The following is a 15,749-nucleotide window of genomic DNA, read 5'->3' on the forward strand; positions in this document are numbered from 1 at the left end:
ATTTTTCGCCGTAAAAATAGGCAGTGTCCACATTAATTTACTTAATAAAAGAAGTACAAAAGTTTACTTAAAATTAAAACTCTTCAAAAAAATATTATGATATTGTGTAAATAGGCAAGGTAAATCTATGGAGCAAGTAGAAGTGAGTATGTTGTGTGAACGTGAAAGGGATGCATATTTTTAGTTGGAGTTTTTTCTAAAGCTCGCTAAAAGAAATGATGGCTTTAAACTATATTTTGAGGAGGTGCTAAAGAAGTTTTAGATTCCTTCATGTAGATCAATCTTACTTTACATTAGTAATGATTTTTTTTTGCCTTATTTAAGTAAATATCCTACTACCCTTACCTTGTACAAATAATTATTTAATCTCTCTACAATCAGTGACCATGCAAAACTACAAGATTCCTCAACTAGATTTTATCTTGGGACCCCAAGACTAACATATTTTTCACATAATCTTTAGCCATACACAATCACGTTTAAGCATCTTATTTTTGTCTATATTAAATTATTTTTCGATTGATTTCATAATATAAAAATTAAGTAGGAGGATTTTGTTATATGTTACATAGCAGATCGGCACAAAATACAGTTTTATCTAAAAGAGTTATGAAAAACTTCAAAAGAAAGACTACCATACTTGTATGTTCTAGTTTAGTCTTTTTTGGTGGTGCTTTTGGGAACTTATTTAATAAACCTGCACAGGCAGCTGTTGGAACTCACGTTGTTATCAGTGAAGTTTACGGTGGTGGCGGTAATAGTGGTTCTTCTTATAAAAATGATTATATTGAACTTTACAATCCAACAGATTCAAGCGTTAGTTTGTCTGGATGGTCCATTCAATATGCCTCTTCTACTGGTACATTCAGCAGCATTACAAATTTAACTGGTAGCATAGGTTCACATCAATATTATTTAGTTAAAGAAGCAAGCGGCGGTGGCGGTACTGTTGACCTACCAACATCTGATGTTACAGGTACAATTAACTTAAGTGCAAGCAGCGGAAAAGTTGCACTAGCAAATGTTACTACCTCAGTATCAGGTTCAACGAGTTCAAATGTTGTGGATTTTGTTGGCTTTGGTTCTGCAAATGATTCAGAAACTTCGCCTACTGGTACTCTTTCTGCCACAACAAGTACAGAACGTAAAGATAATAATGGCGGAACTACACAAGGCAATGGTAATGGTTGGGACACAAATAATAATGCTAGTGACTTTGTCATTACGAGCAGTTTGGTACCTCAAAATTCATCTTCTGCTGCTGAACCTAGCTCACAAGGACAAACAGGCACAGATAATGATCATATGGGATTAGGAAATCCAAGTGGTGCTACAAGCAATACATCCAATTCAAATAATTATCTAATGGTTAAACCACAATACGATTTATCCTACAATAATAGTAAACACGAACCAAACTGGGTTAGCTGGCATATAGGTTCTTCTGATCTTGGAAGTGCCGCTCGTCAGGACGACTTCCGTGCTGATACAACATTACCTTCAGGATGGTACCAGGTTACTGCTAGTGAATTTTCAGGTAGCGGATTTGACAGAGGCCATATGTGTCCTTCTGCTGATCGCACTTCTACAGTTGCCAACAACTCAGCAACTTTTTTAATGAGCAATATGATTCCTCAAGCTCCAAACAACAATGAGGTTACTTGGGCAAATTTAGAAGATTATAGTCGTTCACTTGTATCAGCTGGAAACGAATTATATGTAGTATCTGGTGGTTACGGGTCAGGTGGGACTGGATCTAATGGGTATAAAACGACTGTAGGTAATGGTGTCGTTGTACCAGCACAAACTTGGAAGGTAATTGTTGTATTATCTAATGGGAGTAATGATATAAGCCGAGTTACATCATCTACAAGAGTAATAGCTGTATTATTACCAAATGATCAAACAGCTTCTAGCCATCCTTGGAGTTACTACAGGGTAAGTGTTGATTCAATAGAGTCACTCACTGGTTATGACTTCCTATCTTCAGTTCCTGCTAGCGTTCAAAATGCTATTGAATCTAAGGTTGATAGTGGTGCTACAAATTAAATAGTAATATAGCCTAGTAATTAAATAATAAAAGGGAATGTGTTCCAAAAGTTTTTTGGTAACACATTCCTTTTTTATGACTTTTTATTGAAAGAGTTTCACTCAAGCCGGTACTCTTTTTTGGCTCCGAATAATTCATCTATTATTTCCTTTGCACTTGGTACAGTCTTTAATAGTATCAAACATCGTTACCCTTATGAACAATTACAGATCGTTACTTATGATATGGCTCGTTCCTATTAATTCGAAAAGCTCGATAAATCTGCTCCACTAAGATTAATTTCATCAATTGATGCGGAAAAGTCATTTTTGAAAACGATAATGTATCATCCGATCTTTTCATCACCGCATCACTTAAACCTAATGATCCGCCTATTACAAACGCAACTTTACTGTTTCCATATGTAGCGAGTTGATCTATTTTCTTGGCAAGTGATTCAGACGTGTGCTCCTTCCCCTTTATGGCAAGTGCAATCACATATGAATCGTCTGCTATTTTACTTAAAATCCTCTCGCCCTCTTTTTCCTTTACGATTAGCATGTCAGCTTCGCTTAAATTCTCTGGTGCTTTTTCATCTGCGACTTCAATTATTTCTATTTTGGCATAACTTGATAATCGCTTTATGTATTCATCTATACCCATCTTTAAATATTTTTCTTTTAGCTTTCCTACACTGATAATTGAGATATTCACACTATATCCTCACTTTACAAACAAGTTATACACAAAAGTTATCCACATACCCACAATTTCTATCCACATTTAGTGGGGGAATCTATGTTCGATACAATATATATGGCATCATTTTGACAATATTCACAGGTTGTGGATATATTATGCGTTTTTTCGACTTTATTCAACAACGGTGTTTCACTATACTTATCCACAAAATCGTCAAGAGCCCATTCTACATGCTCATCACAGCTTAAAATTATTTTTTCCACTTATACACAGCTCCTTTTTTTAGCAAAAAAAAGAGGAGAAAGCAAAATCTCCCCTTTGTACGTTTATTATTATACATACACTATATCTGTTGGCTTTTGAGGGTCTGTATCGTGAAGCTCAAATTGCATTCCGACATCAAATCCTTTTCCCTCGAGCGTTTGTGTAACAGACATTTTGGCAAGCTCTTTCATATTATTATCTTGGCTTAAATGAGCAAGATAAATACGTTTTGTTTTATCCCCAATTACATCTGCCATTGCAAGTGCAGCATCTTCATTTGATACATGGCCGACATCACTCAATATGCGACGTTTTATACTCCACGGATATTTACCCATGCGTAACATCTCTACATCATGGTTACTTTCAAAAATGTACATATCTGCGTTCGAAATGATCCCTTTCATTCGATCACTTACATAGCCTGTATCGGTAATTGTAACAAATTTTTTACCATTATGATGAAATACGTAAAACATTGGTTCAGCAGCATCATGTGATACACCAAATGATTCAACTTCTATATCCCCAAACTGAATCGTCGTTTCCATGTTAAAAATGAACTTTTGTTCTGTTGGAATTTCTCCGATTAAGTGGTTCATTGCTTTCCAAGTTTTTTCATTTGCGTAGATAGGAACTTGATATCTTCTGGCAAGAACTCCAAGGCCTTTGATATGATCACTATGCTCATGTGTGACTAGAATTCCTGAAACTTCTTTTATGTCCTTGTTGATTTCTTTAAATAAAGACTCCATCGCTTTTCCGCTTAGCCCCGTATCAACTAAAAGCTTAGTTTTCTCCGTCCCAACGTATAACGCATTTCCGGTACTTCCGCTGGCAAGTACACTAAAATGCAAACTCATCAATACTCACTCCATTGTTTTTTATCCATCTTTATTATCTGTCCCTCGATTGCATTTACAAAGTAATCCTGGTGTTCGTTTACAACGATATGCCATGCTGGCGCGATGAATTTTACTCCAGTTGATAATGGGATTACTGTATAATAACCAAAATCAATTTTTGTAATGCGATCACTTGGTTTTAACTCATCTTTAACATATAAATTTTCAATTGCTTTAATTGCTGGTAAAGCCTCTTGTACATTTTTTTTATCGACCATTTCTTTTAAGTTTTCTAGAAACTTTTGTTTATATCCGTAAATCTCATTTTTATCGTTATAATTTAATATAACTACTGAGCTTGAGATATTATAAATAAGCCGATCTTTATAGGTTTGACAGAAATAAATTGTTTTAGTGTTTTGATCTGTTTGACAATAGTGATAGCTATTTCCATTCCAAACATACTCTTTTACAAAATTCTCCAAGAAGAGAGTTCTATTATTCTCTGCAATTGGAACTGGTTTTTTTAACTCACTTTGTAATACATCTTTGTAAATTTGTATATCTTGTCCTTTTCGATCTGCCATTACTTTTTTCGAAAAGTCCTTACTATTGCCGGAAATATAGGATTCCTTCAAAGTATTTTTTGGTAATGTCACATATGTGATATCATTTTCCTTCAACTGCTCCTCAATACTTGACTCCGCCATCGTATCAAACTGATCACTACTTCTCTTTTGATAAAATTGAATCGCTAAAAAGATATCTAAAACTAAAAAAGTTAAAATAAATATTGTTTTGATTCTACTCCAATCCAACAATATTCACCCCAGTTCTGCTAAGCATATCTTGATCGATCTTCTTATATGAATCACCGTAATTAATGATCCAAACAGGCTTCAATTGAATCGCTCTGTTATAGTAAGGCTGATTTATTGTCGTTTTAAAATCATCAAATACCGTCTCATAGCCTAGACTAATATCTTTAATGAGAGATTTATTGATCGACTTGTTATTTGCTATTACTTCCATAATCTGAGAACCAGACAATAACTCTATTTCACTTTCTTTTTTATCCGCTTGAATTCTAAATTTGTACAACGGACGCTTAAACGTTTCAATATCATCTACGCCCCAATTCGTCGTAAGTGTTGCATTATTATAGACCGGTAAATTATTTACAAAAAGTCTAAAAGAAACTTCATTATTTTCTGGTCTGACTCTCGTCAAAATATATCCGTCGGTCCATCCACCATGAGCGTTGATAAAATCAACACTTCTTTGAACTAATATATTTGGACTTTGGTTATTATTATTCTCAGTCGCTGTCGGGTTAACGAATGCAATCGAACGATTTAAAGGTGAAACTGTCATCAATCTAGTACCGTCCGTGTATGTGTCTCCTGAATCAGAGCCCTCTTTTCGAACATTTGATGGATCACTAAAAATAGCATCTTTTAATTTATCTACATCGATATCTGTTGTTAGGAACTCCATTGTTGTTAACTTAATTGGTTTTTTCGGTAAATAAACCATTTTACCCGATTCTAGCTTGTACTTTACGCTATCAGTAAAGCTATGATAACTATCTCTTAAATTTTCAACAGATGAAATAATCGAAGAGTTATCAAAAGAAGCCTCATAAAGAATGTTTTGTGCCTCATTCGAAAAATATATTCTAGCTGTAGTATCTGATTTAGCAGATAAAGTGATTATAATTCGGTCAAATAGAACATTTTGTAATCTCTTCGCGTCTAATTTAAGAACTTTGCTTAAAGTCTCAACTGGTACCACAGTTGGAAAGATAATTTCTATTTTATTTTTCCCTTTTGTAATCGACTCGAAAGAAAGCGCGGACGTTTTATTTGTTAAGTTTTCGAAATTTTTAATTTCAGTTTTCTGCAATGCTCTATAAATTGGTGAGATATTATCTTGTTTAGTTGTTACATAATTTTTACTTGATTCATGAACCACTAATAAATTAGGGATTACGATGTCTTTAAAGTCTCTTTTCGCACCTATAGAAACCTTTTGCACATAGTCTGGATTTTCAATAACATCGTATGTTGGTTGATATGACCATAAGCTATATGAAAGAACTAAGCTTACTAAAACAAGAGTAGTTAATATAACTGATTTTATATGTTCTCTTCTCATTCCCACTCATCCTCTTGATCATCAGCCACAGGAAGTGTGAAATAGACAGTAGTGCCCTTTCCTTCTTCACTCTTAGCCCAAATATGACCATCGTGCGCGTAAATCATTTCTTTTGCTAATGCAAGGCCTAGGCCTGTTCCCCCTACTTGTCTTGATCTAGCCTTATCTACTCGATAGAAACGATCAAATATCTTTGATAGGTTTTCTTTTGGAATTCCCATACCTTCGTCAGTAATACTAACTAGAATTTGATCTCTAGACTCCTTAATACGATAAGTTACAGAGCCACCCTCGGGTGAGTACTTTAATGCATTAGAAATGATATTATCTAACACTTGTGTAATTTTGTCTTCATCTATAAATACAAATCTTGTTTTATTAATAAATTCTCGTTTGAATAGTACTTCTTGAGACTTACTCATTTCAAATCGATCAATTATACGATTAAACATTTCTGTGAAATTAACCCAATCCTTCATTAAACGATACTCAGTACTGTCAAGCTTAGATAGTTGTAATAGATCGTTTACTAGCCTAATCATTCGTTCGGTTTCATCTTGGGTTACTTGCAAAAACTTAGGTGCAATTTCTTTATTCTCCCAAGCCCCGTCTGATAAAGCTTCCAGATAGCTTCTCATTGTCGTTAACGGTGTTCTTAATTCATGTGAAACGTTAGCAACAAACTCTCTACGTTCTTGCTCTATTTTTTCCTGCTCAGTCACATCATAGAGAACAGCAATTAGACCGTTAATTTTACCAGACTCTTTTTGAATGATTGAAAAACTAGCACGTAAAATCATAGGTCTTTTATTATCACTATAATCCAACATAATTGAATCTGGTTCATCGTATAAATCATCTAAAGCATTAATCTTTTCGATTCCCAATACTTCTAATATTGATTTGTTTAATACCGTTTCACGTGAAACATTTAGCATCGTTTCGGCTGGATCGTTTAAGAGAATAATCTTACCTCTACGGTCAGTAGCAATTACTCCGTCAGTCATATGCTCCAAAACAGATTGGAGTTTTCTTCTTTCTCCATCCGTAGATGCTCTGGCTTGTTGTAAATTGCGTGAAAGATTATTAAATGATATTGTTAACTCCCCAATCTCATCTTCACTATAGGCTTTTAGTTTACGAGAGAAATTCCCCTTTGCCATTTCCTGAGCCTGTCTTCTTATTTCAGAAATCGGCTTTGTAATAGCTTTAGCTAATAATATACCTAGAATGGATGTGATTGCGACTGCTATAAGTGTTCCAGTTGAAAAGATACGGTTAATTAATTCCATTCTTTCATATGTGCTTTCCATCGATGCACTCGTATAAATGGCCGATACAATTTCGTCGCCTTCCATTACGGGTGTAACAATGATTTTCATTCGATGACCATTTTTCGGATCAATTAATACCTTTTCAGTTCTAGTACCTACTAACAGTGCTCTTTTAATTAAAATATCAGTTGTTCTTCTACCCACTATTGATCGATTATTTGAATCAGAAGTAGCGATTACTTCACTATTTTGGTTAATAACTTTTACCTCTGATATTCCAATATTCTTTCCAAAGTCAGAAACGATTTTTTGGATATTAGCTTTTACCTCAGGATCATCTAACGTTTTCTTTTTTTCATACTCAATTTTAATATTGTAAGCCAATAGCTTAGCTCGTTCATTTATCGCCACAGTAAAACTATTTACCAGTTGTTTTTCAAGTTCTCTTGAAAAATAAACACTGATGATTTGCATAGCGACCAATATTAGTAAGATGTAAACAAGTACAAATTTAAAAACAATTGATTTAAATAAACCAACTTTATTGTAAGCTGCCATTAATCTTGCTCCGGATCACGCAGGTAATATCCTACTCCTCGTCTTGTTACAATAAATAGTGGATAACTTGGATTGTCCTCAATTTTTTCACGAAGTCGACGAATTGTAACGTCAACAGTTCGAACATCTCCGAAATAATCATAGCCCCACACCGTTTGTAATAGGTGTTCTCTCGTCATAACCTGTCCGATATGTTTTGCTAAATAATAAAGTAATTCGAACTCACGGTGGGTTAACTCAATCTTCTCACCACGTTTTGTTACGATATAAGCGTTTGGATTAATAACAAGTGAACCAATAACTACTTCAACTGATTCTTCTTTTTCAGATGTAGTTCCAGCTTGATGTCTTCTTAAATTGGCCTTTACTCTAGCAAGCAGTTCGCGTGTACTAAAAGGCTTCGTAACGTAGTCATCTGCTCCCATTTCTAAACCTAATACTTTATCTAATTCAGAATCTTTTGCTGTAATCATAATGATTGGCATTTCGTGATTCTTTCTAATTTCTCTACATACTTCTAAACCGTCTCTAATTGGTAGCATGATATCTAATAAAACTAGATCTGGAAGGAACTCATCTACTTTTTGTAATGCTTCCTCTCCATCATACGCGCACACAATTTCAAAACCTTCTTTTTCTAGATTAAACTTTAGTATATCAGCAATTGGTTTTTCATCATCGACTATTAATATTTTCTTATTCATTCCCCGCACTCCTTTTCTAGTCAGTTTTTGCCGCCATCAATTCTATACATATCTTTTGCAATTTACTATTAAATTAGGCAACAAATAAACTATTCATAGTAATTTCGTTTTGTGGATTTCTCTCTAGATATAATAAGACTACTATCTTAGTGTTATTCTATATCCATACCTACGCTAGATTTTTTTGAAAAAAACCTCTAGCTTGTTGCTAGAGGCCTATTCCACTTATTTCTATTTTAAATTAAGTATGTTTTTTTGTAAAATCGAACAGTTTTTAACTAACCTAAAATTTTTCATTTTTATAAAAAACTGAGGATAAAATAAAAAACTACTGTATATACAGTAGTTTTTATGATGGCTCGGGACGGAATCGAACCGCCGACACGAGGATTTTCAGTCCTCTGCTCTACCGACTGAGCTACCGAGCCATTATATGGCGGTCCCGACCGGGATCGAACCGGCGATCTCCTGCGTGACAGGCAGGCATGTTAACCGCTACACCACGGGACCAATATTTGTTTTATAAAAGGATGACCCGTACGGGACTCGAACCCGTGTTACCGCCGTGAAAGGGCGGTGTCTTAACCGCTTGACCAACGGGCCACATTAATTTGAAAAGATGAGCCATGAAGGATTCGAACCTTCGACCCTCTGATTAAAAGTCAGATGCTCTACCAACTGAGCTAATGGCTCACAATTATATATAAACTTCATAAACTAAGTACTAGTCATGACGACAAGATTTATCTTATCATACTTTCTAATAAATTTGCAATAGTTTTTTTAAAATAAAATAATAAAAGCCCTTAAAAGTTTTATTTAAGGGCTTTTTTATTATTTTAAGCTCCGTAAACGTTACGTACGATATTAGTTTGGTTACGATCTGGACCTACAGAGAATACAGATAACGGAATACCTACTAATTGTGAAACACGTTCTACATAATGTCTCGCATTTACTGGTAGTTCATTAAGTGTTTTTACTCCTGTAATATCTTCTGTCCAACCTGGAAGTTCTTCATAAACTGGTTCACATTCTGCAAGCTGTTTTAAGCTAGCTGGGAACTCAGTGATTGTTTCTCCACGGAATTTGTATGCTACACAAATTTTCACAGTCTCTAGACCTGTTAATACATCAATAGAGTTAAGTGATAAATCAGTAATACCGCTAACTCGACGAGCATGACGAACTACTACGCTATCAAACCAACCAACACGTCTTGGTCTTCCAGTAGTTGTACCGTATTCACGACCTACTTCTCGAATTGTATTTCCGATTTCATCGAATAGCTCAGTTGGGAAAGCACCTTCACCAACACGAGTAGTATAAGCTTTACATACACCAACAACGTGATTAATTTTTGTTGGGCCAACACCAGAACCAATTGTTACTCCACCTGCAACTGGGTTAGAAGAAGTAACGAATGGGTATGTACCTTGGTCAATGTCTAACATTACACCTTGTGCACCTTCAAATAATACACGTCTTCCACCATCAATTGCATCATTTAATACAACAGAAGTATCACAAACGTATTTTTTAATTTGTTGTCCGAACTCATAATATTCTTCAAAAATGTCTTCAATATTTAATGAATTAGAATCATACATTTTTTCAAATAAGTTATTTTTCTCTTCAAGATTACGCTTTAATTTATCGTAAAACTCTTCTTTATCTAAAAGGTCTGCCATACGGATTCCTACACGAGCAGCCTTATCCATATAAGCTGGTCCAATACCTTTTTTAGTAGTACCAATTTTATTATCACCTTTACGCTCTTCTTCTAGCTCATCTTGTTTTAAATGATAAGGCAAGATAACGTGAGCACGGTTACTAATACGTAAGTTATCAGTTGAAACACCTTTATCATGTAAGTATGCTAGCTCTTGAACTAAAGCTTTAGGATCTACAACCATACCATTTCCAATTACACAGATTTTATCTGAGAAGAAAATACCTGATGGAATTAAATGAAGTTTGTACTTTTCACCATTAAAAACGATTGTATGACCTGCATTGTTACCACCTTGATACCTAGCAACTACTTCTGCTTGTTGTGATAAAAAGTCAGTAATTTTTCCTTTTCCTTCGTCTCCCCATTGAGAACCAACTACTACTACTGATGACAATGTACTGCACCTCCGATTAAAAATACGCTATTTCCGAACTAAAACCAAAACTAGTATATCAAACTTACGGAATTTGTCAATAAATCTCTTGAATTATTTCTTTTCTAAGTTTTATTTGTTCGTAATTACTTAAATAAAGAATTTAATAAAAATAGTTTACCCTAACAAAAAAAAATAATCACATAGATTCACTATGTGATTATTTTTTAGATGGTTTCCGCTAAGCACCAGGTGCATGCTCATCTTCAAACCTTCGTTCTAGATTTACGAACTTGTTATATTCTTTTACGAATGCTAATGAAACGGTACCTACTGGACCATTCCTTTGTTTAGCAATAATGATTTCAATAATATTTTTATTCTCTGATTCTTTATCATAGTAATCGTCACGGTATAAGAATGCAACAATATCAGCATCTTGCTCAATACTTCCCGATTCACGAATATCAGACATCATCGGACGTTTATCCTGTCTCGATTCTACGCTACGTGACAGCTGAGATAAGGCTATTAGTGGCACCTTTAGTTCCCTCGCCAGTCCTTTAAGTGATCGCGAAATTTCGGATACTTCTTGTTGACGATTTTCGCCGCTTTTTCCGTTACCTTGAATTAGCTGTAAATAATCAATTAAGATCATACCTAAACCATGCTCTTGTTTCAATCTTCTACACTTAGCTCGTATGTCATTTACTCTTATACCAGGTGTATCATCAATATAGATACCTGTTCCTGCAAGGCTACTAGCAGCCATTGTGAGCTTATTCCAGTCCTCTTGTTCGAGATTACCTGTACGCAATGCCTGTGCGTTAATATTCCCCTCTGCGCAAAGCATACGCATAACAAGTTGATCTGACCCCATCTCTAGACTAAAGATAGCTACGTTTTCATCTGTTTTTGTTGCTACGTTTTGTGCAATATTCAACGCAAAGGCTGTTTTACCTACTGAAGGTCGGGCTGCTACTATGATTAAATCATTTGGCTGAAAACCTGCAGTCATACGATCTAGATCAGTAAAGCCTGTTGGCACACCTGTGGTTTCACCACGTTGATTAAACAATGTCTCAATTTTACTAAATGTAGTAAATACTACATCTTTAATGCTTTGAAAGCCTGAAACGCTTGTGCGCTGTGATACTTGTAAAATACTTTTTTCAGCTTCATTTAAAACGACATCTACTGGGACATCTGGCGCATAGCTTTCCGTCACAATATTTGTAGCCGTTCTAATTAATTTTCTTAAAGTAGATTTTTCTTCAACGCTCTTCGCATAATATTCAACGTTAGATGCCGTTGGTACTGAAGCCAACAAATCATTTAAGTATGATACTCCTCCTACTTCTTCTAGCACTCCTTGATTAGCCAGTTCCGAAGTTAGTGTAATAACATCTAGAGGTTCATTTCTTGAAGCAATCTTAAGCATCGCTTCAAATAGTCTTTGATGGGCAGCCCGATAAAAGTCATCTGGTAAAAGCCGTTCTGAGGTTGAGATTAAAGCCTCTGAGTCTAACAATATGGCCCCTAATACTGCCTGTTCAGCTTCTATATTCTGTGGTGGAGTACGATCATTTAGCAAATCACTCATTTATAGTCCTCCAGATGCTTGTTTTTCTTATTGTTCTTTTACGTGTACTTTTAAAGTTGCACTAACTTCAGGATGCAATTTTACTTTAATGTTTGTAACGCCAAGTCCTCTAATTGCATCATTCATTTCAAACTTACGCTTATCTAATTTAATACCATGTACTTTTTGAAGCTCATCTGCAATTTGTTTACTTGTGATCGAGCCAAAAAGACGACCACCTTCACCAGACTTAGCTTTTAACTCAACAGTTAATGCTTCAATGTTCTCTTTTAGTTTTTTACAATTTTCTAATTCAATTTGTGCATCTTTTACTTCTTTATTTTTTTTCGCTTCAAGCGTTTTTACGTTACCTGCAGTAGCCTCAACTGCGTCTCCATTTTTGATTAAGAAGCTCGCATAGCCATCTGCAATATTTTTAGTTTCCCCTTTTTTACCTTTTCCTTTTACATCTTTTAAGAAAATTACTTTCATTTGTTCGTTCTCCCTTCAATGTATTGATCAATTATTTCCAATAAGCTCTGTTCTACTTCTTTAACTGAAGAAGATTCAATTTGTGCGGCCGCATTGGTTAAATGACCGCCTCCGCCTAGCTCTTCCATTATCAATTGTACATTTATATTACCTAATGAACGACTGCTAATGCTAACAATATTATCCGATCTTTTTGCAATTACAAACGACGCAATGACATCAGTCATCGTTAATAAGGTGTCTGCAGCTTTTGCAATTAATACTTGTTCGTAATTCACATTATCTTTTCCATAACTAATTGCAAAGCCGTTTTTGTACATATAGGCCTCTTCAATTAATTCTGCTTTGCGTATATATTCATTCATATCTTGTTTTAGTAAATTTTGTACTAGAATTGTATCTGCTCCATTAGTTCGCAAGTATGACGCTGCATCAAATGTTCTAGCCCCTGTTCGGAAAGTGAAACTTTTTGTATCAACAATAATACCTGCGAGTAAAGCTGTTGCCTCAAGCATATTCAATTTAATTTTCTTGGGCTGATACTCTAATAACTCAGTAACTAATTCTGCAGTAGAGGAAGCATATGGCTCCATATAGACTAAAATTGCGTCTTTAATGAAATCCTCGCCTCTTCGGTGATGGTCTATAACAACTATTTTATCTGTTTTATCTAAAAGTGATTCTTCTTCAACCATTGTTGGTCTATGAGTATCCACTACGATTATTAATGTATCTTCAGAAATAAGTTCTTTTGCTTTTTCAGATGAAATAAAACAAGACATAAATTGTTCGTTTTTGCCCATTTCCCTCATCAAACGATTAACACTTCGATCTACTTCGTCTTTATTAATTACGACATAGCCATCCACTTCATTATGCATGACCATTTTCAAGATACCGACCGCTGAACCAAGTGCATCCATATCCGGTAACTTATGACCCATTATCATAACATTAGCGCTACTTTTCATTAAATCTCTTAAAGCATGAGAGATCACTCTTGCTCTAACTCTTGTTCTCTTCTCGACTGGGTTTGTTTTCCCACCGAAAAATTTTACTTTTCCATTAATGTTTTTAACAGTTACTTGGTCCCCCCCACGCCCTAGTGCCAAATCCAGACCAGATTGTGCAAGTTGGCCAAGCTCCGTTAAGTTTAAACTTCCAACACCGACGCCAACACTTAGCGTAAGTGGTAAATTTCGTTTAGTTGTTTCTTCTCTTACTTGATCTAAAATGGAAAATTTATTATTCTCTAATACGCCAAGAATACCTTCATTTAAGACTGCACTATATCGATCTGATGACACTCTCTTTAAGAAAATCCCATGGTTGTTGGCCCAACTATTTAACATAGTTGTTACTGCACCATTTACACTTGAACGCTCTTGGTCATCTAATCCCTGTGTCATTTCATCGTAATTATCTAGTAAAATAATTCCGATTACTGTTCTTTGATCTTCATATAATTTTTCCAACTGGGCCTGTTCAGTTACATCAAATAAATAAATATAACGCGCTTCTCTTTTAATTACTACACGGTAAGTTCTTTTATTTATTATTAATACATCTTCTTTTTTCTCTTTTTTTGAAATTAAAGCCATTAAACCTTCAGATAGATCATATATGTGTTTACCAATCAGTGAACGATCGTCTAAAATATTTAAAATATACTGGTTGCCCCATTCAATATGGTACTCTCTATCGTAAAGTAATACTCCAATCGGCATTTCTGTAATTGCTTCGTTACTTAAATTCCTTACTCTCGACATAATTGATTCTATATACATATCTAAAACATAGCGATATTTTATCTCTAATTTAACAACTAGAAATATCACGCATAAAAAAATAATGATAAAAATGATCCCTATGTTAGGTTTTATATAGACTACAGTTCCGATGAGAAATATTGAAAGAGCAGTTAAAAGATAGACGGGTATAAGAAACATCTGTTTCTTATGAAAATCTTGCATAAGTTCAACCCCTAAATCAAATAAAATCTAACTTCCATATTAAAGATTATTCGCACATAATCAGTTAAATAGCACATGTGAAATATTAATTTCTTCTTCTTCTATTAAATATTCCAATTGAAACGATTCCAATTAATAAAACTATACTAGTTAATGCTTGGACAAAAAGACTCACAATCAAAATAGTCGTTGGGATCGCTTTAGAAAACTGTTTTAAATAACTAAAATAATATATTGATGCATACCCTTGAATGACAAGTAAAATCTGAAGAACAAAAATCATGTTAGTGACTGCGGTATTGAGGAAACTACCTGGTGTTAACTGAAAAAATGAAACAAACATTACGATTAAAAAGATCCACATAAATCCTACAGGGAGCCTAAACTCTCTAAAAGGTTTGAATTTTGGAATTTTATAACCAAGTCTTCTTATTAATGGAAAGGTTACTAACTGAGTTAAGAAGGCAAGTATAAAACTAGTCATTAATAGTAACGAAGGGAGCAATGTAGGGACTAACTTAATAGTATGAATAAGATTATTTAAAGCATCATCATTAGTTTTTGTACCAAGGCTGGCACTAAGTTCCTTACTTTTTTCAATTGCTTCCGTTAGCAGATCAATATTCTGTTTAACTATGTCAATATGAAAAACTGCTTTAGATAGTATGTACAGAAGTACGGTATGTATTAAATATAAAAAGGTACTAGTAAGTAAAATCTCGCCTTTACTTCTCTCATTCTTTATTAAATACCCAATTGCAATTCCAACTGTCGAATACATTAAAGTAACAGGGAGTAAAGAGAAGGAAGTAATAACAAGTGTCAATCCAAGTGCCACACAACATATTAGAAGTGACTCTTTGATTGTATATTTAATACTAAGAATAATAAATGGCAGTGGCATAAGGAAAGCCATTATTAATGAGAGAAATGGTACGAACCTAAATATTAGTAACAGTACTGAATAGATTGCTAAGAGTACTGCACCTTCAGTAATAAAGCGGGTTGATTTCAAAATTTAGCTCCTTTCAACTACTTCTACTTATTTACGATAAGCATAC

13 protein-coding genes and 4 tRNA genes are annotated in these 15,749 nt (G+C 34.5%); 1 reads left to right on the top strand and 16 read right to left on the bottom strand.

Annotated elements, in window-relative coordinates; all coding sequences use genetic code 11:
- The first annotated feature begins 561 nt into the window (after nucleotides 1-561).
- A complete protein-coding gene (locus CN692_RS10340; RefSeq protein ID WP_098119066.1) occupies nucleotides 562-2,049 on the top strand; it encodes a DNA/RNA non-specific endonuclease in 1,488 nt (495 codons plus the stop codon).
- Nucleotides 2,050-2,263: 214 nt separating this feature from the next.
- On the opposite strand, the gene rlmH is transcribed toward CN692_RS10340, so the two are convergent.
- From rlmH to CN692_RS10420, 16 genes are all read right to left on the bottom strand, one after another.
- Entirely contained in the window at nucleotides 2,264-2,743 is a 480-nt protein-coding gene (gene rlmH / locus CN692_RS10345) for a 23S rRNA (pseudouridine(1915)-N(3))-methyltransferase RlmH (RefSeq protein WP_098119067.1), read from the bottom strand.
- A 59-nt stretch (nucleotides 2,744-2,802) separates the two neighbouring features.
- Nucleotides 2,803-2,994, bottom strand: coding sequence for a CxxH/CxxC protein (locus CN692_RS10350; RefSeq protein ID WP_373604984.1), 192 nt, complete (start codon nucleotides 2,992-2,994; stop codon nucleotides 2,803-2,805).
- A gap of 69 nt (nucleotides 2,995-3,063) precedes the next feature.
- Nucleotides 3,064-3,858 (bottom strand): MBL fold metallo-hydrolase, encoded by a 795-nt coding sequence (locus tag CN692_RS10355; RefSeq protein WP_098119068.1) that lies wholly within the window; start codon nucleotides 3,856-3,858, stop codon nucleotides 3,064-3,066.
- Nucleotides 3,858-4,658, bottom strand: a complete 801-nt coding sequence (locus CN692_RS10360; protein ID WP_098119069.1) for a two-component system regulatory protein YycI — start codon at nucleotides 4,656-4,658, stop codon at nucleotides 3,858-3,860. The genes CN692_RS10355 and CN692_RS10360 overlap by 1 nt, the downstream gene beginning before the upstream one ends.
- Complete coding sequence (locus CN692_RS10365; protein ID WP_098119070.1) at nucleotides 4,645-5,997, bottom strand: YycH family regulatory protein; 1,353 nt, start codon at nucleotides 5,995-5,997, stop codon at nucleotides 4,645-4,647. The genes CN692_RS10360 and CN692_RS10365 overlap by 14 nt, the downstream gene beginning before the upstream one ends.
- On the bottom strand, nucleotides 5,994-7,829 hold the full coding sequence (walK, locus tag CN692_RS10370) for a cell wall metabolism sensor histidine kinase WalK (RefSeq protein WP_098119071.1): 1,836 nt from the start codon (nucleotides 7,827-7,829) through the stop codon (nucleotides 5,994-5,996). The genes CN692_RS10365 and walK overlap by 4 nt, the downstream gene beginning before the upstream one ends.
- Nucleotides 7,829-8,533 (bottom strand): response regulator YycF, encoded by a 705-nt coding sequence (gene yycF / locus CN692_RS10375; protein ID WP_098119072.1) that lies wholly within the window; start codon nucleotides 8,531-8,533, stop codon nucleotides 7,829-7,831. Before yycF ends, walK begins: the two co-directional genes overlap by 1 nt.
- Before the next feature lie 355 nt (nucleotides 8,534-8,888).
- Nucleotides 8,889-8,961 (bottom strand) — tRNA-Phe (locus tag CN692_RS10380).
- Nucleotides 8,962-8,967: 6 nt separating this feature from the next.
- Nucleotides 8,968-9,043: transfer RNA gene (locus CN692_RS10385), tRNA-Asp, on the bottom strand.
- A 21-nt stretch (nucleotides 9,044-9,064) separates the two neighbouring features.
- Nucleotides 9,065-9,136, bottom strand: a tRNA-Glu gene (locus CN692_RS10390).
- A gap of 17 nt (nucleotides 9,137-9,153) precedes the next feature.
- A tRNA-Lys gene (locus CN692_RS10395) sits at nucleotides 9,154-9,226 on the bottom strand.
- Between the two features lie 146 nt (nucleotides 9,227-9,372).
- Nucleotides 9,373-10,662 carry an adenylosuccinate synthase gene (locus CN692_RS10400; RefSeq protein WP_098119073.1) on the bottom strand — a complete coding sequence of 430 codons (1,290 nt, stop codon included), beginning with the start codon at nucleotides 10,660-10,662 and terminating at the stop codon, nucleotides 9,373-9,375.
- A gap of 220 nt (nucleotides 10,663-10,882) precedes the next feature.
- Nucleotides 10,883-12,244, bottom strand: a complete 1,362-nt coding sequence (dnaB, locus tag CN692_RS10405; protein ID WP_098119074.1) for a replicative DNA helicase — start codon at nucleotides 12,242-12,244, stop codon at nucleotides 10,883-10,885.
- A 27-nt stretch (nucleotides 12,245-12,271) separates the two neighbouring features.
- Entirely contained in the window at nucleotides 12,272-12,715 is a 444-nt protein-coding gene (rplI, locus tag CN692_RS10410) for a 50S ribosomal protein L9 (RefSeq protein WP_098119075.1), read from the bottom strand.
- Nucleotides 12,712-14,688 (bottom strand): DHH family phosphoesterase, encoded by a 1,977-nt coding sequence (locus CN692_RS10415; RefSeq protein ID WP_098119076.1) that lies wholly within the window; start codon nucleotides 14,686-14,688, stop codon nucleotides 12,712-12,714. Before CN692_RS10415 ends, rplI begins: the two co-directional genes overlap by 4 nt.
- Nucleotides 14,689-14,773: 85 nt before the next feature.
- On the bottom strand, nucleotides 14,774-15,703 hold the full coding sequence (locus CN692_RS10420) for a YybS family protein (protein ID WP_179874407.1): 930 nt from the start codon (nucleotides 15,701-15,703) through the stop codon (nucleotides 14,774-14,776).
- Nucleotides 15,704-15,749: the final 46 nt, after the last annotated feature.

Origin of the sequence: Bacillus sp. AFS002410, from assembly GCF_002556365.1 — a bacterium.
GTDB lineage: Bacteria > Bacillota > Bacilli > Bacillales > Bacillaceae_G > Gottfriedia.

Bases quoted from the DNA above. Each gene is read 5' to 3' on its own strand.
- CN692_RS10340 (WP_098119066.1), top strand. From the start codon at position 562: ATGTTACATAGCAGATCGGCACAAAATACAGTTTTATCTAAAAGAGTT.
- CN692_RS10355 (WP_098119068.1), bottom strand. From the start codon at position 3,858: ATGAGTTTGCATTTTAGTGTACTTGCCAGCGGAAGTACCGGAAATGCG.
- CN692_RS10365 (WP_098119070.1), bottom strand. From the start codon at position 5,997: ATGAGAAGAGAACATATAAAATCAGTTATATTAACTACTCTTGTTTTA.
- walK (WP_098119071.1), bottom strand. From the start codon at position 7,829: ATGGCAGCTTACAATAAAGTTGGTTTATTTAAATCAATTGTTTTTAAA.
- yycF (WP_098119072.1), bottom strand. From the start codon at position 8,533: ATGAATAAGAAAATATTAATAGTCGATGATGAAAAACCAATTGCTGAT.
- dnaB (WP_098119074.1), bottom strand. From the start codon at position 12,244: ATGAGTGATTTGCTAAATGATCGTACTCCACCACAGAATATAGAAGCT.
- rplI (WP_098119075.1), bottom strand. From the start codon at position 12,715: ATGAAAGTAATTTTCTTAAAAGATGTAAAAGGAAAAGGTAAAAAAGGG.
- CN692_RS10415 (WP_098119076.1), bottom strand. From the start codon at position 14,688: ATGCAAGATTTTCATAAGAAACAGATGTTTCTTATACCCGTCTATCTT.